This is a genomic window from Streptococcus sp. KCJ4932 (assembly GCF_004352745.1).
GTDB classification, from domain to species: domain Bacteria; phylum Bacillota; class Bacilli; order Lactobacillales; family Streptococcaceae; genus Streptococcus; species Streptococcus ruminicola.
This window is the reverse complement of sequence record NZ_SJWW01000017.1, coordinates 14,838-36,216: the sequence shown is the minus strand read 5'-3', so window position 1 is coordinate 36,216 and position 21,379 is coordinate 14,838. Positions and strand designations below refer to the sequence as shown.

Below are 21,379 nucleotides of genomic sequence, written 5' to 3'. Positions count from 1 at the left end.
ATACCTATTGTATAATAAATTGAATTTTCTTACAATATTTCTAAACTCTTAATTTAAAACCTTTTCAAGTTATTGAATGTGGTTTTGAGGCGAGATTAGAAAGTCGTTTATTATGAATCAAATTACACGTTCTGTGATTGTTGCAAATGATATTGTTGGGGTGGGAAAAGTGGCGCTATCCAGTGCTTTGCCCGTTTTATCAACTTGTCAAATTGAAGTCATTCCTATGCCAACAGTTTTGCTATCATCTCATACGGGGGGATTTGATAGGATTGCTATTACAGATTTAACTCAAGCAACACAAGGTTTCATCAAGCAATGGGAGACGCTTGATTTCCCATGTCATGGTTTAATTACAGGGTATTTTAAGAATCAAATACAGTTAGAAGACTTAGCTAAATTTGCTAGTGAGCATAAGCTACCACGCTTTGTTGATCCTATTATGGCTGATAAGGGTCATCTGTATGCTGGATATGAGCAAGATTTTGTGCTAGCTATGCGAGAATTTTGTAAAAATGCCGATGTGATTACGCCGAATTTAACAGAAGCTTGTCTTTTGGCCGATTATCCCTATCTTGGTGAAACTTATGATAGAACTGATATTGAGCAACTCTGTGAGCGTTTATCCCATCTTCATAATAAACACGTTATCTTAACCGGAGTTTCTTTTGAAGCTGATAATGTTGGATTAGCGCATTATGATAGCGAGAGTGGAGAAATCACTTATCATTTTTCGAAAGCCTATCCATATCATTTCTTTGGAACAGGGGATTTAGTAACGGCAGTTCTTGGGGCTGGTTATTTTCACGACTTAAGTCTAGATGATGTTACCAAAGTTGCTCTAAACTTTATCGATAAGACCTTACAAAGGACTTTGTCATTAAAGCGAGATTTGCGTTTTGGCTTGTCATATGAACCTTATTTGCCAGACTTAGCTTTACAAATCAAACAATTAATGGAGGAAAAAGCATGAAAAATCTTACCACACGTCAACTGGTTGAACTTAGTTTTTATTCAGCATTAATCTTTATCAGTGTTCAGTTTTTACGTATTCCGCTGGGTGCTCAGTTTGTTCATTTTGGTAATGCCTTGGTTGTAATAGCGGTTCTACTATTTGGTTCAAGAATTGCAGCACTTGTTGCATCTATCGGGCTAGGCTTGTTCGATGTGCTTAATGGCTATGCTGCGGAAGTTTGGATTACGATTTTAGAATCATTAATTGTTTGTTTAGTTCTTCATTTTGTTTTTGAAAAACTTTTGCATTCTGATACTAAAACACGCAATGTGATCATTGTTGGGATCGTAGCTGCCATTACAAAAATCATCAGTAATCTTGTTAAATACACTTTGATTAACAGTCTTGTGGGTGGTCTTCATTTGCAAGTAGCCTTTTTGACAGCTTTAGTTAAAATCGGTGGAACATTTGGTTCAGCGCTTGTCACAATTATTTCTGTGCCAATTTTATACCCAATCTTAAAACAATTCTTCATTCCAGAAAAAAGCCATGCTAAACCTATCTCTGATTAAATCACAGAAGCCTTTTAAAAAGGCTTTTTAGTTTGCGTTTTCAACAGCTAAAGTCATTGCTTTAGCGCTTAAAGTCATGCTATAATTGAAAAGATTATTATAAATAGGCTGTTTGCGCAGCTATTTTCAAAAAGAAAATAAACGAAAGAATATAAGAGATGAGTATTTTAGAAGTTAAACATTTAAGCCATGGCTTTGGTGAGCGTACGATTTTTGAGGATGTGTCTTTCCGTCTGTTGAAAGGAGAGCATATTGGTCTTGTCGGAGCAAACGGTGAAGGAAAATCAACTTTCATGAGTATCGTAACTGGACATTTACAACCTGATGAAGGAAAAGTTGAGTGGTCAAAATACGTCACTGCAGGTTACTTGGACCAACATACTGTACTTGAAGCAGGGATGACAGTACGTGATGTCTTACGTACAGCTTTTGATGAGCTTTTCAAAACAGAAGCACGTATCAATGACATTTACATGTCTATGGCTGATGAAGGCGCAGATATGGATGCTCTGATGGAAGAAGTAGGAGAGTTGCAAGATCGTCTAGAATTACGCGATTTTTACACTTTGGACGCCAAAATTGATGAAGTTGCACGCGCTCTTGGTGTTATGGATTTTGGCATGGAGTCTGACGTCACAGAACTATCTGGTGGTCAACGTACCAAAGTTCTTTTAGCAAAACTTTTGCTTGAAAAACCTGATATTTTGCTTCTTGATGAACCAACAAACTACCTTGATGCTGAACACATTGAATGGTTGAAACGTTACCTTCAAAACTATGAAAATGCCTTCGTTTTGATTTCACACGATATTCCATTCTTAAATGACGTGATTAATATTGTTTATCACGTGGAAAATCACGATTTGGTTCGTTACACTGGTGACTATGATAACTTCCAAGCCGTTTATGCTATGAAAAAAGCACAGCTTGAAGCTGCTTACGAACGTCAACAAAAAGAAATTGCTGACTTGCAAGACTTTGTTAATCGTAACAAAGCGCGTGTTGCCACACGTAATATGGCTATGTCACGTCAGAAAAAATTGGACAAGATGGACCGCATTGAGTTGCAAGCCGAAAAACCAAAACCATCCTTTGAATTCAAAGAATCACGTACACCAAGTCGCTTTATCTTCCAAACACAAGACTTGGAAATTGGTTACGATCGTCCATTGACAAAACCACTTAACCTAACTTTTGAACGTAATCAGAAAGTTGCCATCATTGGTGCCAACGGTATTGGTAAAACAACACTTCTTAAGAGCTTACTAGGAATCATTCCGCCAATTTCAGGAAGTGTTGAACGTGGTGATTACATTGAACTTGGTTACTTTGAACAAGAAGTCGCTGCTGGTAATCGTCAAACACCGCTTGAAGCTGTCTGGGATGCCTTTCCTGCATTGAACCAAGCAGAAGTTCGTGCTGCTCTTGCTCGCTGTGGTTTGACATCAAAACATATCGAAAGTCAAATTCAAGTACTTTCTGGTGGAGAACAAGCAAAAGTGCGTTTTTGCCTGCTTATGAACCGTGAAAACAACGTGCTAGTACTTGACGAACCAACCAACCACTTAGACGTTGATGCTAAAGAAGAATTGAAACGTGCTCTTAAAGCCTACAAGGGTAGCGTCCTAATGGTTTGCCACGAGCCTGATTTCTATGAAGGTTGGACAGAAGTTTGGGACTTCAATGAATTAATGTAATGAAAAAGCTTGAGAAATTTCTCAAGCTTTTTTCTTTTTCTGAACTAATTCTGAAAAAACTAATGTATCCTTGATAAAAAAGGAGGTTAGCTCATGCAAATTCAAATTAAACATATCAAGAAAGTCTTCAAGGATAAGGAAGTTTTAAATGATATTTCATTTACCATCGAATCAGGTTCGATTTGTGGACTTTTGGGAGTCAATGGAGCTGGGAAATCTACATTAATGAAAATACTCTATGGTTTAGAAAGTCAGAGTGCTGGTGAAATTTTATTTGATGGAAAAACGAGTAAAGAGATAAAAGATGATAAAAAATTTGGTGCTTTAATTGAGTCACCAGCTATTTACATGAATTTATCAGCTTTTGATAATTTAAAAACTAAAGCACTGCTTTATGATATTCCAGATGAAACCATACGAAAAACCTTGAACTTAATTGGTTTAGCAAATACTGGTCGCAAAAAAGCTGGCAAATTTTCTTTAGGAATGAAGCAACGTTTAGGACTTGGTATTGCAATCATTACCAATCCAGAATTTCTGATTTTAGACGAGCCAACTAACGGCTTAGACCCAGATGGTATCAAAGAACTTTTAGATTTAATCAACTCTCTCAAGCAAAAAGGAATGACGATTCTCATCTCAAGTCACCAATTACATGAAGTTAGTAAGATTGCAGATGATATTGTTATCCTGCATCAAGGAAAAATTCATTACAATCAGCCCAATCAAGACAAACAAGATTTAGAAAAACTCTTCTTTTCTATTGTCCATGGAGGTTATGAAAAATGAGAAAAATACTTCAATCAGAATGCCTAAAACAAAAACATGGTGCTTACTTTAAATTATGTTTAGTCTTACCATTTATCTCTCTGTTTATCGCTTTTTTGCTTTGCGGACCAACGATTCTAGAGAGTTTTTCAATTTATTGGTGGGAAACATTGTTTTTATTTACTTTGGCAGGATTGTTATTTGTTTATGATTATAAAGCTGAAGAAGGAGCTGGACATTTTCAAAACACACTTCAAGGTAAATTAACTGGAAAAATCAAAGTCGCAAAAGTCATGACGGCATTAAAAAACCTATTTTTAGCAAGTTGTGTTCTGTTACTTTTTCTTTATCTTGTCTCATTTGTTTTTTGCGGTGTGATGACTGTCCACTTTTTTCGTGACGCTTGGGTACTATTATTGATGCTTATCGCTTCTGCATGGAATGTCCCTCTCTTATTTTACCTTTCAAAATGGATTAATTGTTATTTGGTCTTCGTTCTAAATTCTTTTTTATGTTTGCTCGTTGCGCCATTTTTAGCACAAACGTCTTTTTGGTATTTATTTCCCTACACATATCATTATAAAATCGCCCAAGCTCTTCTCCACTTAAAACCTTCTGGAGAAGTAGAAGTACTAAATCACCCTCATCCTGTAGGACTATGCATTGTAGCAATCAGTTTATCCGTCCTTTTATTTCTTATCTTCATCAAAGCACTAAAGGAGAAAAAACGTGGTTAAGATTTTAAAAAGCGAGTTCTTAAAATTAAAAAATTCGGCTATTTTATACCTGATGATTGGCTTATTTGCTTTAGAATGGTTAACCATACCAGTTTATTTATCAAATCATCAAACCTCCTACGCCCTAGAGGCGATGACCTTTTTACCCATGCTAGCTTATTGTTTAATGCTTACTATTGTCTCGCTGCTAACAATAGAGCAAGAAGAACAAGCTAATCACTGCCAAAATATCAACAGTAGTCACAATAGAGCTAAAATCTGGTTGCTTAAGTTGTTAGCGCGTGATCTTATTGTTATTCTGCCTTGTCTTATTTTATGGGGGAACATTGGATATGTGATCAATGATGTCTCTTATGCCTTTTATTCAGGAAGCTTGACTTGGCTTTTACTTGTCTTTCTCAATCATTTTCATCATTTACTTAGCTTATGGGCAGGAAAAGGTCTTAATCTCATTATCTCATTCGTGGAGTGTCTTTTTATCATTTTTGCTTCAAATCATGCTTTTGTGGGCAATTTCTGGATTCCTATCATTTTGCCAGTTAATGCTATCTTAATGCCTGAAAAAAAGCTAATGATTAAGACCATTTTCATCTTGTTAGCTTTGATACTGATGTTAGATGTTATAGCCGTTTTAACACTTAAACGCAATAAAAATGAGTGAAATCATGTTTCTTATAGTAAAATAGAAACAAATACAATTGAGGTGACAAAAGTGTACAAAATTTTAGTTGTGGACGACGATTTTGAGATTTTAAAACTAATGACTAATATTTTTGAAATGCAAAATTATGCTGTAACAACTTATCAAGTAGTAAACTCTCCTATTGATATCAATGATTTTATGGGATTTGACTTAATTTTACTCGATGTTATGATGCCAAATGTGGATGGTATGGCTCTTTGCCAAGAAATTCGCCATCGTATTGCAACACCAATTATCTTTGTTAGTGCTAAAGATAGCGAAGAAGATATCATTTCTGGTCTCAAACTCGGCGGCGATGACTACATCACCAAACCATTTAGTATTAAACAACTAGTCGCAAAAGTGGAAGCACATTTAAAAAGGGAAGAACGCTTTAAGCAGGCAAAAAAAGACTTTCAAGAATTTAAACGTGAATTTTCTACAATGACATTTTACTTGCAGGAAAAAAGCATTTACATTAATGGTGAACGCGTTCCTCTAACCAGTCGTGAATACCATATTCTAGAGCTCTTGTCTAGCCAGCCTAAAAAAGTTTTTACACGTGAAAATATCTACGAAAGCGTATATAACGATGATTCGGATACTCTTTTTAGATCTATTTCAGAATATGTTTATCAAATTCGTCAAAAATTTTCTCTCTATGACATTAATCCTATAAAAACAGTTCGAGGAGTGGGATATCAGTGGCATGATTAAAGCAAAAAAGATTAAAACATTAAAACAACGCATTTTTCAAACCGTCATTGAAGTGATTGTCGGAATCGTCCTTGTTATCTGTTTGATTTTAACCTTAACAAGTGTCCTTGCCTATACTAAACAAATCAGTCTCAGTAATCAGCTAAACATTAGTCTTTCAGATAAGGTCTCTAAAGATATGATTGTCAAAGAAATGACGAAAGTACCTTATGACTACGTTTTGTATGATCAAACCGGAAAGGTCATTAAGCAAACAAACGTTCCTGAGGATTTGATGTATTACCAAAAAGCTTTTAAAGAGAGAAAAAATTTAAACGAAAACGGGGTTAGCTATTACCTTGCTCAAAATCCGCACTACGTTTTAGTTGTCCGACAATCTAGCATACCAGAGTTTTCAAATCATGCGCTTCGCTCAATTTCGTACAATACGCTGACTTACATCATCCTTATCATCGGCTTTTTGCTGGTCCTTATTTTTGCAATCACAAGACTGCTCAAAGAATTCACTTCAAATTTTTATGCTATCCAAAAATCAACTCAAAATATGGGAACTAAGTCTCACTCAGATTTCCTAGAGCATTCTAGAATTGCGGAATTTGATGACACCTTAACTGTTTTAGCACAAAAATGTGATGAATTAGCTGAACTGATTGAAAGAGAAAGAAGTGAAAAGAAAGATTTATCTTTTCAAATCGCTGCCTTAGCTCACGATGTCAAAACTCCTTTAACAGTCATTAAGGGAAATATTGAACTACTTGAAATGACATCACTTAATGAACAACAAGCAAGTTTTCTAACATCAATCAATAATAGCCTTTTAGTATTTGAAAACTATTTCAACGCAATGCTTAACTATAGTCGTCAATTAAGCGATAACGACCATAAAGAAAAGCTATTCTTAAAGCCTTTTTTAGCTGATTTATCGGTAAAAATTGAAGATATTCTAAAACCAAATGCAATTGATTTCAAGATGAGAAATACCTGTGCTACCGATTCTTTTTTAGCAAATAGCTTAAATCTTAAACGTGCACTGATTAATATCCTAGTAAACGCTGCTCAACATGCCCCAAAAGGAAAAATTCGCCTTAGCATTTCAGAAGATGATAGTCATCTCATATTCTCCATTTGGAATGATGGTCAACCATTTTCAGATGAAGCTCTTAAAAATGCCGCAAAATTTTTCTTCACTGAACATAATAGCAGAAGCGGAAAACACTATGGTATTGGACTATCTTTTGCGAAAGGCGTAGCTGAAAAACATCATGGAGGTTTAAGAATTTCAAATCCTAGTAGAGGTGGAGCAGAAGTCATTCTTTCCATTAAAAAATAACCGTTCACGACGAAAAAACGACTGTTTACGACATGGTCGTTTTTTTAATGATTAATCTGGTAAAATAGAGGATAGAAGTATTACTTTGGGGTAAATTAGATGCAACAATTGATAACAATAGTTAGTTATTTAAGTTTTTTAAGCATTTGTCTAGCTATCACGCGATTAATGAAGTGGTCTAGAAAACTTAAATCTAATATTCAAAAGTCTCTAAGTATCATCGTCCTAGTGAAACTGATAGTCACTGTAATCTTTTAACAAATCATGAAAAGGGAAATAAAAAAGGAGAAAAAATGAAAGCTACTTATAAGGGAAAAGTTGCAGATGTTTGGCAAGTCAGCAAAGACAATCAAAATAGCCCTGACTGGGTAAAAGAAACTTTTGCAAAAAGGTATTTTTGCTGGTTAGATAACCACCTTCGTATTTTAATGGCTGGTTTAAAGCCATCAACAGTTAAAAACCTTAAAACAGGAGCAATTGGAAGCCTAGGTGGCGGATTTGCTGGCTACGGTATGTATGAGTTGGCATACTTAGGCGATTACATCGACATTACCAATCGCCGTATTATTGCTCAAAAAACATTTGAAAAGGAATATCAGATTATTGATTAAAAAAGTCACTTCGTTTATCACGAATCATCCTAAAACGACAGCGAAATTATGGCTAGGATACTGCGTTTTTTATTTAATCATGAGTTACGTTATGCTTGGTCGAAGTCACAAATGGTTTTATGTTTTATATTACCTAACGCTTACTAGTATTCCAATACTAATTTCACTACAAAAGAAAAAATAAACCCCATGTTTTTGAAAACACGGGGTTCTTTTAATTAATTGCGATACTTAATAATCACTTCACAACGTTCAACAAAGAGTGAAAAACGTTCAGCATCTGATTTTTCCTGATAGATACCAGCCTTAGTTTCAAAGGCAAATTTCTCTGAAGCGAGTGTTTTTGAAGTTTCTTGATAAAGTTGCCATTTATCTTTATGACTTGAAAGTGCAATGAGAGCTTCGAGAACGAGTACTAAAGAAGCAATAATCACTGCCAACAATTTAAAGCAAGGAATTGGTAAAGTAGACAAAATTGGAATTAAAGCTAAAGTAATGATTTGAATGACTTTAAACACAATAAACCAAGCACGGTGAAAACGAGCTTTCTTATCATAGCTTTTAATCGCTTGCTCTAAACGTTCTGAAAGATACGTTTTACTTGTCATTCCTTTGTAATCGTCCATTTGAATCTCCTTGATTGAAAGCTTTTTCCTATGTGATTTTATTGTATCGCCTTGCTAAGAGATAGTCAAGAATTGACTTTATGGTATAATAGAACGTGGTTTAAGATTTTAAAGGTCTTAATGAAACAAGAATAAATAGAGTATCAAACACAAGCAAATAAAGCTTACTATGAAAGGATAAATATCTTAATGGCTACTATTCAATGGTTCCCAGGTCACATGTCTAAAGCTCGTAGACAGGTGCAAGAAAATATTAAACACGTGGATTTCGTGACTATTTTGGTCGATGCGCGTTTGCCACTATCAAGTCAAAATCCGATGCTAACTAAAATCGTTGGTGATAAACCAAAACTCATGATTTTAAATAAAGCTGATTTAGCTGATAGCAATCGTACAAAAGAGTGGCGTCGTTATTTTGAAAGCCAAGGGATTAAAACTCTTGCTGTCAACTCAAAAGAACAAGCAACTGTAAAATTAGTTACAGAAGCAGCTAAATCTTTAATGGCTGACAAATTGGCTAAATTGCGTGAACGTGGTATTCAAAAAGAAACCCTTCGTACGATGATTATCGGTATTCCTAACGCTGGTAAATCAACTCTTATGAACCGCTTAGCTGGTAAGAAAATCGCCGTTGTCGGAAATAAACCTGGTGTCACAAAAGGACAACAATGGCTTAAATCTAATAAAGATTTGGAAATCCTTGACACCCCAGGGATTCTTTGGCCAAAATTCGAAGACGAAGTGGTCGGCTTAAAACTCGCTCTTACCGGAGCCATCAAAGACCAACTCTTACCAATGGACGAAGTAACTATCTTTGGACTTAATTTCTTCAAAGAACATTATCCAGAACGTTTGATTGAACGTTATAAAGGCATTGACTTGGAAGAAGAAGCACCAGAAATTATCATGGCTATGACACAAAAACTTGGTTTCCGTGATGACTATGACCGTTTCTACGCTCTTTTTGTCAAAGATGTTCGTGAAGGTAAACTTGGACGCTATACATTAGACATTGTAGAAGAGGTTGAAAATGGCGACCGTTAAAGAAATCAAAGAAGCGCTAGCTGACATTGACAGTCTTGACGATACACGCTGGCAAGCCTACGAGGAAGATAGCCGAGCAGGCGTGCAAAAAGCTATCATCCAGCGTAAAAAGGCTATTCAAGCCGATATCGACGAAGACTTGCGTTTGGAAAATATGCTGCGCTACGAAAAAGAGCTTTATCAAGCAGGCTATCAAGCTATCGCAGGAATTGATGAAGTTGGCCGTGGCCCTCTTGCTGGACCAGTGGTGACTGCTTGCGTCATCCTTCCTAAGAATTGTAAAATCAAACATCTTAATGACTCTAAAAAAATCCCTAAAAAGCATCACGAGGAAATTTATGAAGAAGTCCTTGCGCGTGCTTTAGGAATTGGTATCGGTGTGATTGATAATACTGTCATCGATGATATCAACATTTATGAAGCGACAAAAGTTGGTATGCTCCAAGCAATTGACCAAATCAAGGGACAAGTGACTAAACCTGATTATCTTTTGATTGATGCCATGCACTTAGACACTGACATCCCACAGCAATCACTCATCAAAGGAGATGCTAATTCTCTATCAATTGCGGCAGCCTCTATCGTTGCCAAAGTCACTCGTGACCGCATGATGGCGGATTACGCCAAAGAGTACCCTGGCTATGCTTTTGAAAAAAATGTCGGTTACGGTACTAAAGACCATCTTGCAGGTCTTAAAGAACACGGTATTACACCAATTCACCGTAAAACATTTGAACCAATTAAATCTATGTTGAAGGAGAACTAAATGACAAGCGAAAAAGAAAAAATGCTAGCTGGTCAGCTATACGATGCTGGTGACAGTGAGCTACTTGCCATGCGTTTACACGCCCGTAAACAAATCGCCCTATTTAATAATGAAGAAGACCGTCAGAAACGTAAAGAAATTATCAAATCATTATTTGGTTCCACAGGCGATAACTTGCTAATGGAGCAGCGTTTTGTCTGCGATTATGGGTCAAATATCTACGTTGGTGAGAACTTTTTCGCTAATTATAACTGTACCATGTTAGATGTCTGCGAGATTCACATTGGAGACAACGCTATGATTGGTCCGAATTGTCAATTTTTAACTCCTCTTCACCCACTAGATGCGAAAGAACGTATTTCTGGTTTGGAATATGGAGCACCAATCACTATCGGTGACAATGTATGGCTTGGTGGTGGAGCAACCATTCTACCAGGTGTCACTTTAGGTGATAATGTTGTCGTTGGTGCTGGCGCTGTTGTGACTAAGTCATTCGGAGATAATGTGGTTATCGCTGGAAATCCAGCTAAAATCATCAAAACATTAGATTAACTCAAAAAAATCTCACAAAGTCCTATGATTATAGGGCTTTTTTTCGAATAGAAAAGTAGTGAGGTGACTAATGAATAATTTTGAACTATTTAAATTAAAACAAGCAGGACTAACAAATCTCAACATTCTAGCCATTTTAGAATATCAAAAGCAAGAAAAGAAATCTCTTTCCTTGCGAGATATGGCAGTTGTGTCCAAATGTAAGAATCCTATTTTATTTATGGAAAAATACAAAGATTTGGATAGTAAAACTCTGCGAAAAGTCTTTAACCAATACCCTAGTATTTCAATACTAGATGACGACTATCCGCTGGAATTAAAACACTCTTATAATCCGCCTGTATTACTTTTTTATCAAGGCAATATTGAGCTACTCAATCGTCCAAAAATGGCAGTAGTAGGAGCGCGGACAGCCACACAGACAGGGACAAAGTCTGTTCAAAAAATCATCAAAGAACTTGGAAATCAATTCGTCATTGTTAGTGGCTTAGCTAGGGGAATTGATACCAGTGCACATATTTCAGCACTAAAAAATGGCGGAGCGACAATAGCAGTTATTGGTTGTGGTCTTGATGTCTATTATCCCAAAGAAAATAAGCAGTTGCAGGACTACCTTGGAAAAAATCATTTGATTTTAAGTGAATACACAGCAGCAGAAGCGCCACTAAAATACCATTTCCCAGAACGAAATCGCATTATTGCAGGCTTATCTCAGGGCGTCATAGTAGCAGAAGCTAAAATGCGATCTGGCAGCTTAATTACTTGTGAGCGCGCCCTAGAAGAAGGCCGAGATGTTTTTGCCATCCCAGGTAACATTTTAGATGGAAAATCTGACGGATGTCATCATTTAATCAAAGAGGGTGCAAAGTGCATCACATCAGGCTTAGACGTCCTTTCAGAATACCAATTGTAAACAAGTTTTTTCTATTAAATACAACTTTTTTATTGACAGTTTGGAAAAAGCGGGGTATCATGTTATAAGTTTATTACTGATAGGAAGTGAGCTTATGGCAACGACTACTACAAAAGCCCAAACAGCTGTTAAAAAGACAAGTAAAAAAACAACAAAGAAAAAAACAGCTGCCAAGAAAAACTTGGTTATTGTGGAATCACCAGCTAAAGCAAAAACCATTGAAAAATATCTAGGACGCAACTATAAAGTTGTCGCTTCAGTTGGTCATATCCGTGATTTGAAAAAATCAAGCATGTCTATTGATTTTGAAAATAATTATGAACCGCAATACATTAATATCCGCGGTAAAGGTCCTCTGATTAACGATTTGAAAAAAGAGGCTAAAAAATCTAAAAAAGTTTATCTCGCAAGTGACCCGGACCGTGAAGGAGAAGCTATTTCATGGCATTTGGCACACATTTTGGGACTTGACGAAAATGATAAAAACCGTGTTGTTTTCAATGAAATCACTAAAGATGCTGTCAAAAATGCCTTCGTTGAACCACGTCAGATTGACATGGATTTGGTAGATGCGCAACAAGCCCGTCGAGTTCTTGACCGTATTGTTGGGTATTCTATCTCACCATTACTTTGGAAAAAGGTTAAAAAAGGTCTTTCTGCAGGTCGTGTTCAATCTGTCGCATTGAAACTCATTATCGACCGTGAAAATGAGATTAAAAACTTTAAACCTGAAGAATACTGGACAATTGATGGATTCTTCAAAAAAGGAACTAAGAAATTCCAAGCAGCCTTTTATGGCATTGATGGCAAAAAATTAAAACTCAACACTAACGAAGATGTCCAAGCAGTTCTTGCTCGACTTACAAGTGACGAGTTTAACGTAGCAAAAGTTGAAAAGAAAGAGCGTCGTCGTAACGCACCACTTCCATATACAACATCATCTCTTCAACAAGATGCTGCTAACAAAATCAACTTCCGTACACGTAAAACTATGATGGTTGCTCAACAGTTGTACGAAGGGATTAGTCTTGGTAAGAGTGGTACACAAGGTTTGATTACTTACATGCGTACCGACTCTACACGTATCAGTCCTGTTGCGCAAAATGATGCCGCAGGTTTCATTACAGAACGTTTCGGCGAAAATTATTCTAAACACGGTAGTCGTGTGAAAAATGCTTCAGGTGCTCAAGATGCCCACGAAGCTATTCGCCCATCAAACGTTAACTTAACACCAGAATCTATCGCAAAACACTTGGACAAAGACCAATTGAAACTCTACACATTGATTTGGAATCGATTTGTCGCAAGTCAAATGACAGCTGCGGTGTTTGATACCATGAAAGTTAACTTGGAGCAAAATGGCGTTCGCTTCACAGCTAACGGTAGTAAAGTCAAATTTGACGGTTACTTGGCTGTCTACAATGATTCTGATAAGAATAAAATGTTGCCCGACATGGTTGAAGGCGATGTTGTTAAGAAAGTTTCAACAAATCCTGAACAACACTTCACTCAACCACCAGCACGTTATTCTGAAGCCACATTAATCAAAACGCTTGAAGAAAACGGTGTTGGACGTCCATCAACTTATGCACCAACACTTGATGTTATCCAAAGACGTTACTACGTTCGCTTGGTTTCAAAACGCTTCGAACCAACTGAATTGGGTGAAATCGTTAATAACTTGATTGTTGAATTCTTCCCAGATATCGTTGATGTCAAATTTACCGCTGACATGGAAGGTAAACTTGATGAAGTCGAAGAAGGTAAAGAACAATGGCAAAAAGTCATCGATGCTTTCTACAAGCCATTTGAAAAAGAATTGGCAAAAGCAGAAACTGAGATTGAAAAAATTCAAATCAAAGATGAGCCTGCTGGTTTTGACTGTGATGTTTGTGGACATCCAATGGTAATCAAATTAGGACGCTATGGTAAATTCTACGCTTGTAGCAATTTCCCAGAATGTCACAATACCAAAGCCATCACAAAAGAAATTGGTGTGACTTGTCCAATTTGTGGCGAAGGTCAAGTGATTGAACGTAAGACAAAACGTAATCGTCTTTTCTATGGCTGTGACCGATATCCTGAGTGTGAATTCACTTCATGGGATAAACCAGTTGGACGTTCTTGTCCAAAATGTGGTCAATTCCTCGTTGAGAAGAAAATTCGTGGCGGTGGTAAACAAGTCGTCTGCAGCAATGAAGAATGTGACTACGAAGAAGCAAAAGTTAAATAAATCTTTCAAACCTTGCAAATTTTCTTTGTGAGGTTTTTTTAGGTCAGTTTTCATTGCCATTATAATAGACTTTTTAAATAATTTCCGTTATAACGGACTTTTTTTGATAAGTCTGTTATAATAGACCTATAAGAGAGGTGGCCTATGAATTATTTTGCATTAATTGGCGACATTATTGATTCAAAGAAAATCGATAATCGATACCAAGTTCAAAAAATATTAGAAACTTGCTTAAATGATTTGAATACAGAATTTAAAGAAGTATTGGTTTCAAAATTATCTATTACATTGGGAGATGAATTTCAAGGATTATTGACGCTTGATGCCCCTTTATTTCAAATTATTGACCGCATCAATCTCGCTATGCAACCTTATCAAGTTCGTTTTGGAATTGGATTAGGTAAGATTCTAACAGATATTAACCCAGAACAAAGCATTGGTGCTGATGGCCCAGCTTATTGGCACGCTAGAAAAGCAATTAATTATATTCATCAAAAAAATGACTACGGCAATACACAAATTGCGGTTTCTTTTGATGATGAGAATCAAGTCAGCGTTGTTAATACCTTGATTGCAAGCAGCGAAGCTATTAAATCAGACTGGCGAGCAAGTCAAGAAATTATCTTAAAAGAGTTATTAGCGCTTGGAATTTACGATGAGCAGTTCGACCAACAAATGCTTGCTAAACGATTAGAATTAACGACCAGTGCTTTATCAAAACGGCTAAAAAGCAGCAATATCAAAGTCTACCTTCGCGCACGTAAAACGGCTTTAAAATGCCTTAAACATCATGGAGAGGAGTTAGCTTAATGCCTATTACTGGACTTTCACAATATTTGACGCAACATCCTGTTTTGACCCTTTTGTTAATCTGTCATTTTTTATCAGACTTTCATTTGCAAAGTCAAAAGGTGGCTGACCGTAAAAATACTGATAAAAAGTACCTTTTGGTTCATCTTCTAGGAGTAGCTTTTCCTCTGATTTTACTAACTTGCTTTTTACCAAGTCTATGGTTGACGAGTCTGCTTATCTTACTTAGCCATGCTATCATCGATTTTGGAAAATCAAGTGTCGCTAAGTGGCTTCGTCTCAACGCTATGTCGACTTTTTTATCAGATCAGATACTTCACTTAGTGATTATCGTGTTATTGACAGGAAGCATTTTTTGTCCTTATCTGACTGTCAATGCTACAACAGCACAAGTTTTAAACATGATTCTATTTCTTGTTCTCATCACTAAGCCAACAAATGTTGTTTTCAAGATTTTCTTTCAAAAATATCAGCCACAAGACAATCAAAAAATGGATACCATTCCAGGTGCAGGAGCAACCATCGGACTTTTAGAACGCATCGTTATGAGTATTTGCATTATTTTTAATCAATTTGCCTCAATCGGTCTTGTTTTTACTGCAAAATCAATTGCTCGCTACAATAAAATTTCTGAGAGTCCAACTTTTGCAGAGTATTACTTGATTGGGTCACTCTTTAGCATTTTAAGTATTCTACTAGCTGCTTGGATTTGTCTCTTCTGATGATTAGAGCTTAAATTGGTTAGTAGTATTTACATAATTTAAGTTATGTCATGCAATTCAATATTTTATTTGTATTTCACTGATTTTATGTTATGATAGTCAAGTATCAAAAATAGAAAGATTCAGATATGGGCCAACTCCCACATCTGGAAAATGAGTTTTAGGCTTTTCTAAGCTCATTTTTGGAGGTATTAGTATATTGTCTCAATCATCATACATTAACGTTATTGGAGCTGGTTTAGCTGGCTCTGAGGCCGCTTATCAGATTGCTAAGCGCGGTATTCCAGTTAAACTCTATGAAATGCGTGGGGTTAAACCAACACCTCAGCATAAAACTGATAAATTCGCTGAACTTGTCTGCTCAAATTCGCTTCGTGGCGACAGTTTGACAAATGCCGTTGGGCTTTTGAAAGAAGAAATGCGTCGTTTGGATTCTGTTATCATGAAAGCAGCTGAAAGCACGCGCGTCCCAGCTGGTGGTGCACTTGCGGTTGACCGCGATGGCTTTTCACAAATGGTGACAGACGAAGTCACAAATCACCCACTTATCGAAGTCATTCGAGAAGAAATCACTGAAATTCCTGACGATGCTATCACAGTTATCGCAAGCGGTCCCCTCACATCTGATGCCTTGGCTGCAAAAATCCACGAATTAAATGGCGGCGACGGTTTCTACTTCTACGACGCGGCAGCACCAATCGTTGATAAAAGCTCTATCGACATGAACAAAGTTTACCTTAAATCACGTTACGATAAAGGGGAAGCTGCTTACCTTAACTGCCCAATGACAAAAGAAGAATTCATGGCTTTCCACGAAGCTCTTGTCAATGCTGAAGAAGCTCCGCTTAATTCATTTGAAAAAGAAAAATACTTCGAAGGTTGTATGCCAATTGAAGTAATGGCTAAACGCGGCATTAAAACAATGCTTTACGGTCCTATGAAACCAGTTGGGCTCGAATATCCAGATGACTACAAAGGTCCACGTGACGGTGAATTTAAAACACCATATGCCGTTGTTCAACTACGCCAAGATAACGCTGCTGGTAGCCTATTTAATATCGTTGGTTTCCAAACACACCTCAAATGGGGTGAACAAAAACGTGTTTTCCGCATGATTCCAGGTCTAGAAAATGCTGAATTTGTTCGTTACGGCGTTATGCACCGTAACTCATACATGGACTCTCCAAATCTTTTGACAGAAACATTTGCTACACGTCAAAATCCAAATCTTTTCTTCGCTGGACAAATGACAGGTGTTGAAGGTTATGTAGAATCTGCTGCATCAGGTCTTGTAGCTGGTATCAATGCTGTGCGTCGTTTCAAGGGTGAAGAACCAGTTATTTTCCCTCAAACAACAGCTATCGGTGCTTTACCACACTACATCACTCATGCTGAAAGCAAACATTTCCAACCAATGAACGTTAACTTTGGTATCGTTAAAGAGCTTGAAGGACCACGTATCCGTGATAAAAAAGAACGTTACGAAAAAGTTGCTGAACGTGCCTTGAAGGATTTAGAAGAATACCTTAACGTTTAATCTATCAATTAAAGAAGAGGTGACATCATGTTTCCAATTCAATTAGGATTAAAAGCTAGCTGCGCTCCAGAACAAGTAGCTAGTCGTCTAAAATATCATCCAGATGTTTTTGAATTTTTTACAAGCGAAGCTGATTATACGGCTGATGGATTAGAAAAACTTGAAGAAGCCATTCAAAAGGTCAAATCAAGTGGTGTAAAGACTATTGTCCTTCATCACCCTATGAAATACCAAGGAAAACGTTTGGAATTGGTAGCTCATCCCCAAAATAATGCTGAATTAGTTAACTTTATCGATTTTTCAACACAAAAATTACTTGATTTAGCAAAAAAATACGACTGTAAAGTGCTGGTTCACGGCTCTTACGAGTTAGAAGAAGCTGAACTATTAGAACCTTTTGCTTCGCTTGAAGAGGCTCGTCAGTATCTTTTCTCTCGCATGGATCATTTTTGCCATATCGGTAAAGGTTATATCATGTTTGAAAACGGGATTTCAAAACTCTATGCCTATGGAAATCCTGACTTTGATCGCTTACTTGCCCAAAAAGCTTACCCGCTTGCCTATGATGTTTCCCATGCTTTTATCTATCTCCACGGTGATAATGAGGCCCTTCAACAGTCTCTAAAGACTTTGAAAGATCATATCGTTCATTACCATTTGGTAGATTCTCTTGGACAAACGCATGACAGTCTAACACTGGGACATGGAAAAATTGATTGGGCGAAAGCTTTGCCACTCTTTAATGAGAAAGCAAGTAGCATCTACGAAATTAACTTAAAAGATTTGACAAATCCAGTTGAACAACTCGAAAGTCATGCTTACCTAAAACAGATCGCACAAAGCTTGTAAGATAATATAAAACACAGAAGTATTGGCTTCTGTGTTTTTCTTACATTTTTGTAAGGTTTCATCCCCGAAATTGTAAGAAAAAAAGAGCTGATTTCCGATAAACTAAAGATGTCAATAAGAAAGGAGTAGCAGTATGAAAGAAGAATTTAAACACTATCTTAGCCTATGGATTCATTTTTTCATTTGGATTGTATTGCTATTTCTGGGATCTATTGTTTATATCATCTCATATGCCTTTCGCATAACAAAGTAGAAGGAGGTGTTTAGTATGATTGAGCTATATAGTCTGATAACTATTCTACTTATCATCATAGCAGGAGTAGCAGGCTTAGCTTTTTGGTACTGGAGTGGGAGAAGACCGTTAAAAAGCACTAAAAAGTTTTAAAAAGTAAAGACTAACTAAGCATTTCTGAGCTTGAAAAGGTATAATGAAAAAAAGGAGAAATTATGTTACTGGAAATCAATCACCTCGAGAAAGTTTTTCGCACACGCTTTTCAAAAGAAGTGACACGAGCTTTGCAAGATGTCGACTTTAAAGTTGACGAAAATGAGTTCATCGCCATTATGGGAGAATCAGGATCAGGTAAAACAACCTTGCTAAACATCTTAGCAACACTAGAAAAGCCAACCAATGGGTCAGTTATTTTAAACGGAGAAGAAATCACTAAAATCAAAGAAAGTAAACTTGCTGAATTCCGTTTGAAAAATCTCGGCTTTGTCTTTCAAGATTTTAACTTGCTAGATACCTTATCAGTCAAGGATAACATTTTCTTACCATTAGTACTTGGGCGCCTTCCTTATCAAGAAATGGAAAAACGTATCACAAGGCTAGCTCCAAAATTGCACATTGAAGAGCTGCTTGAAAAACGTCCTTTTGAACTTTCTGGTGGTCAAAAACAACGTGTTGCTATCGCTCGTAGTTTGATAACCAATCCGCAACTTCTTTTAGCTGATGAACCAACAGCAGCACTAGACTACAAAAATTCAGAAGATATTCTAAATCTTTTTGAAGAAATCAATAACGATGGTCAAACACTTCTTATGGTAACTCACTCCGCAAATGCAGCAAGTCATGCCAAACGTGTGCTCTTTATCAAAGATGGGCGTATTTTCCACCAAATTTACCGTGGAAATAAAACCAATCAAGAATTCAGTAAAGACATTTCACTTGCGATGACAGCCCTTCTAGGAGGTGAGTAAGATGTTCTATGCTAAATTAGCTTGGTCAAACCTTAAAAAATCATTCAACATCTTTGCCCCATTCTTACTAGCAAGTATTGTACTGTTTATCCTAGATTGTTCTACACTATTGATTCTTTACAGTCCAATCTCTGATGACATGCAGTATAGCAATTCCGTTCTTGGTCTTGCAATTATTGTCCTAATGATTTTCACAATCATCATGGAAATTTATAGTTACAATTTCTTGCTGAAGCAGAGAAGTAAAGAATTTGGTCTATATAATATCTTAGGGATGAATCGTAAGCAGGTTAGCTTAGTATCAACGATTGAATTAATTCTGTCATTCATTGGTATTATCATACTAGGTAGTGTGCTGTCCGCAATTTTTTCTCAGCTTTTCTACCTCATCTTTGTCAACCTGTTACATTATGATAAGCTCATTTTGTCTTTATCACCTGTAGCATTTATCCTAAATATCGTTGCATTTGCGGTAATTTTTGCCCTACTAGAAATCGTAAACCTCATCACCATTCATCATTCATCACCTCTTAGTTTGTTTAAACGCCAAGAAAAAGGTGAAAAAGAACCCCGAGGCAATATCATTTTTGCATTACTCAGTCTTATCTGCCTCGGTTCTGGTTATTATCTATCAGTAACTTCTGAAAAAATAGCTGCGCTAGTAGTCGTATATCGTTTCTTTATCGCGGTAGTTTTAGTTATTATTGGTACCTATCTCTTTTACATTAGTTTTATGGCATGGTACCTAAAACATCGTCGCAAAAATAAAAAATATTTTTACACGCCCGAACATTTTGTAACAACTTCACAAATGATTTTCAGAATGAAACAAAATGCAGTTGGTCTTGCTAATATCACGTTACTTGCCATCATGTCTTTTGTAGCGATTGCGACAACAACGTCATTGTACGTCAGTGGACAAAATCAACTTGATACCTTGTTTCCTGAACATACACAGATTACGTTGACTAATTATATTAACTCAAATGACGATTCAAAAACGCTCACTGAAGGTGATTTCACTGATATTCTCAAAAGACAAGTTAGTGATAAACTCGGAAAATCAAATGATGATTTTCTAACTTATCAATCCGATATGGCAGCTTTCTCTGTTCCGACAGAAAAGTCAATGAAACTTACAGATAATGATGTTAAACACCCTAATGTCAATGCATTTGGATCTGTTTATATGACAACACAAGATGATTTCAGAGCACTAGGGAATGATACTCCAATACTAAAAGACGGTCAAATCGCTTTTTTCAAACAAAAAGGAGATAGCCAACTTGAGAGATTAACTTTATTTGATAAGACATTTAAAAATGTTAAAAACTTCAAGTCAGCAACATTCCCAGAATTCGGAAATTCTTACAATCCATGTGTCATCATCTTTAGTAGTGATTCAGAATTAACAGAAGTTGAGAACCTTTTTAAGGCGCATCGTATGCCAATGCAAGAGAACTTAATTGCCTATGGTAATTTGACAAAAAATGAAGTTAACCAAATCTCTAAAAATATGGTATTGCCTGACGATGATGTTCATCAAGAAGTTCAAGGTATCGTTGAAACGAAAGAAAACTTCAGAAATGAAATGTATGCTATTACTGGAGGATTCCTCTTTACAGGATTCTTACTTGGCCTTAGCTTCTTACTTGGCGCCGCCCTAATCATCTACTATAAACAATTAACAGAAGGAATCGAAGATAAAAAATCATACAAGATTTTACAAGAAGTCGGTATGAGTAAAGAAGCTGTGAAAAAAGCCATCAATTCACAAACCTTACTTGTTTTCTTCATGCCACTTGGAGTTGCAATTGTACACTTTATTTTTGCATTAACAATGTTAAAACAAATGCTCTTACTCTTTGGTGTAACTGGCTCAAGTATGATTATTGTGAGTGGTATTACAATACTAGGCCTCATTATCATTTACTTCTTAATCTATAAATTTACTAGTCGAACATACTACAAAGCAATCGAGCGCTAATCATAAAATTACTCTTTTAAATAAAAACTCCAAAAAAATTTTGATAAGAAACTCCAGCTGAAAATGGTCGT

Annotated in this window: 21 protein-coding genes; 20 read left to right on the top strand and 1 reads right to left on the bottom strand. The window is 36.5% G+C overall.

Annotated features, from left to right (window positions below; all coding sequences use genetic code 11):
• Positions 1 to 112: 112 nt before the first annotated feature.
• The 9 genes from E0E02_RS08020 to E0E02_RS07980 all read left to right on the top strand — a co-directional run bounded on the left by E0E02_RS08020 (position 113) and on the right by E0E02_RS07980 (position 8,069).
• A complete protein-coding gene (locus E0E02_RS08020) occupies positions 113 to 973 on the top strand; it encodes a pyridoxamine kinase (protein WP_133018308.1) in 861 nt (286 codons plus the stop codon).
• Complete coding sequence (locus E0E02_RS08015; RefSeq protein WP_133018307.1) at positions 970 to 1,527, top strand: ECF transporter S component; 558 nt, start codon at positions 970 to 972, stop codon at positions 1,525 to 1,527. Before E0E02_RS08020 ends, E0E02_RS08015 begins: the two co-directional genes overlap by 4 nt.
• A gap of 158 nt (positions 1,528 to 1,685) precedes the next feature.
• Positions 1,686 to 3,224, top strand: coding sequence for an ABC-F family ATP-binding cassette domain-containing protein (locus tag E0E02_RS08010; RefSeq protein WP_133018306.1), 1,539 nt, complete (start codon positions 1,686 to 1,688; stop codon positions 3,222 to 3,224).
• Between the two features lie 93 nt (positions 3,225 to 3,317).
• Positions 3,318 to 4,013: an ABC transporter ATP-binding protein gene (locus E0E02_RS08005; protein WP_133018305.1), complete on the top strand. Its 696-nt coding sequence runs from the start codon at positions 3,318 to 3,320 to the stop codon at positions 4,011 to 4,013.
• Positions 4,010 to 4,729 carry a lantibiotic ABC transporter permease gene (locus E0E02_RS08000; protein WP_133018304.1) on the top strand — a complete coding sequence of 240 codons (720 nt, stop codon included), beginning with the start codon at positions 4,010 to 4,012 and terminating at the stop codon, positions 4,727 to 4,729. The genes E0E02_RS08005 and E0E02_RS08000 overlap by 4 nt, the downstream gene beginning before the upstream one ends.
• Positions 4,722 to 5,390, top strand: a complete 669-nt coding sequence (locus E0E02_RS07995; RefSeq protein ID WP_133018303.1) for an ABC transporter permease — start codon at positions 4,722 to 4,724, stop codon at positions 5,388 to 5,390. The genes E0E02_RS08000 and E0E02_RS07995 overlap by 8 nt, the downstream gene beginning before the upstream one ends.
• Before the next feature lie 51 nt (positions 5,391 to 5,441).
• The gene (locus tag E0E02_RS07990) at positions 5,442 to 6,128 is read left to right on the top strand and encodes a response regulator transcription factor (protein ID WP_074601937.1); all 687 of its coding nucleotides are present in this window, start codon (positions 5,442 to 5,444) and stop codon (positions 6,126 to 6,128) included.
• A complete protein-coding gene (locus E0E02_RS07985; RefSeq protein WP_133018302.1) occupies positions 6,121 to 7,458 on the top strand; it encodes a HAMP domain-containing sensor histidine kinase in 1,338 nt (445 codons plus the stop codon). The genes E0E02_RS07990 and E0E02_RS07985 overlap by 8 nt, the downstream gene beginning before the upstream one ends.
• 293 nt (positions 7,459 to 7,751) lie before the next feature.
• Positions 7,752 to 8,069 carry a hypothetical protein gene (locus tag E0E02_RS07980; RefSeq protein WP_133018301.1) on the top strand — a complete coding sequence of 106 codons (318 nt, stop codon included), beginning with the start codon at positions 7,752 to 7,754 and terminating at the stop codon, positions 8,067 to 8,069.
• A 218-nt stretch (positions 8,070 to 8,287) separates the two neighbouring features.
• Here E0E02_RS07980 and E0E02_RS07975 read toward each other — a convergent pair whose 3' ends face one another.
• Entirely contained in the window at positions 8,288 to 8,695 is a 408-nt protein-coding gene (locus E0E02_RS07975; RefSeq protein ID WP_133018300.1) for a DUF4231 domain-containing protein, read from the bottom strand.
• A gap of 189 nt (positions 8,696 to 8,884) precedes the next feature.
• On the opposite strand from E0E02_RS07975, the gene ylqF reads away from it, so the two are divergent.
• The 11 genes from ylqF (at position 8,885) to E0E02_RS07920 (ending at position 21,308) form a co-directional block, all read left to right on the top strand.
• Positions 8,885 to 9,739: a ribosome biogenesis GTPase YlqF gene (ylqF, locus tag E0E02_RS07970; protein ID WP_074563685.1), complete on the top strand. Its 855-nt coding sequence runs from the start codon at positions 8,885 to 8,887 to the stop codon at positions 9,737 to 9,739.
• Complete coding sequence (locus tag E0E02_RS07965; protein WP_133018299.1) at positions 9,726 to 10,505, top strand: ribonuclease HII; 780 nt, start codon at positions 9,726 to 9,728, stop codon at positions 10,503 to 10,505. Before ylqF ends, E0E02_RS07965 begins: the two co-directional genes overlap by 14 nt.
• A complete protein-coding gene (locus E0E02_RS07960; RefSeq protein ID WP_133018298.1) occupies positions 10,506 to 11,057 on the top strand; it encodes a sugar O-acetyltransferase in 552 nt (183 codons plus the stop codon).
• Between the two features lie 70 nt (positions 11,058 to 11,127).
• Positions 11,128 to 11,970 carry a DNA-processing protein DprA gene (dprA, locus tag E0E02_RS07955; protein WP_133018297.1) on the top strand — a complete coding sequence of 281 codons (843 nt, stop codon included), beginning with the start codon at positions 11,128 to 11,130 and terminating at the stop codon, positions 11,968 to 11,970.
• A gap of 94 nt (positions 11,971 to 12,064) precedes the next feature.
• Positions 12,065 to 14,203 carry a type I DNA topoisomerase gene (gene topA, locus E0E02_RS07950; protein WP_074601924.1) on the top strand — a complete coding sequence of 713 codons (2,139 nt, stop codon included), beginning with the start codon at positions 12,065 to 12,067 and terminating at the stop codon, positions 14,201 to 14,203.
• 144 nt (positions 14,204 to 14,347) lie between these two features.
• Entirely contained in the window at positions 14,348 to 15,013 is a 666-nt protein-coding gene (locus E0E02_RS07945; protein WP_133018296.1) for a SatD family protein, read from the top strand.
• Positions 15,013 to 15,735: a DUF3307 domain-containing protein gene (locus E0E02_RS07940; protein WP_133018295.1), complete on the top strand. Its 723-nt coding sequence runs from the start codon at positions 15,013 to 15,015 to the stop codon at positions 15,733 to 15,735. Before E0E02_RS07945 ends, E0E02_RS07940 begins: the two co-directional genes overlap by 1 nt.
• A 199-nt stretch (positions 15,736 to 15,934) precedes the next feature.
• Complete coding sequence (trmFO, locus tag E0E02_RS07935) at positions 15,935 to 17,272, top strand: methylenetetrahydrofolate--tRNA-(uracil(54)-C(5))-methyltransferase (FADH(2)-oxidizing) TrmFO (RefSeq protein ID WP_133018294.1); 1,338 nt, start codon at positions 15,935 to 15,937, stop codon at positions 17,270 to 17,272.
• A 27-nt stretch (positions 17,273 to 17,299) separates the two neighbouring features.
• A complete protein-coding gene (locus E0E02_RS07930) occupies positions 17,300 to 18,121 on the top strand; it encodes a TIM barrel protein (RefSeq protein ID WP_133018293.1) in 822 nt (273 codons plus the stop codon).
• Between the two features lie 447 nt (positions 18,122 to 18,568).
• Positions 18,569 to 19,321, top strand: coding sequence for an ABC transporter ATP-binding protein (locus E0E02_RS07925; RefSeq protein ID WP_133018292.1), 753 nt, complete (start codon positions 18,569 to 18,571; stop codon positions 19,319 to 19,321).
• Between the two features lies 1 nt (position 19,322).
• A complete protein-coding gene (locus E0E02_RS07920) occupies positions 19,323 to 21,308 on the top strand; it encodes an ABC transporter permease (RefSeq protein WP_074563671.1) in 1,986 nt (661 codons plus the stop codon).
• Positions 21,309 to 21,379: the final 71 nt, after the last annotated feature.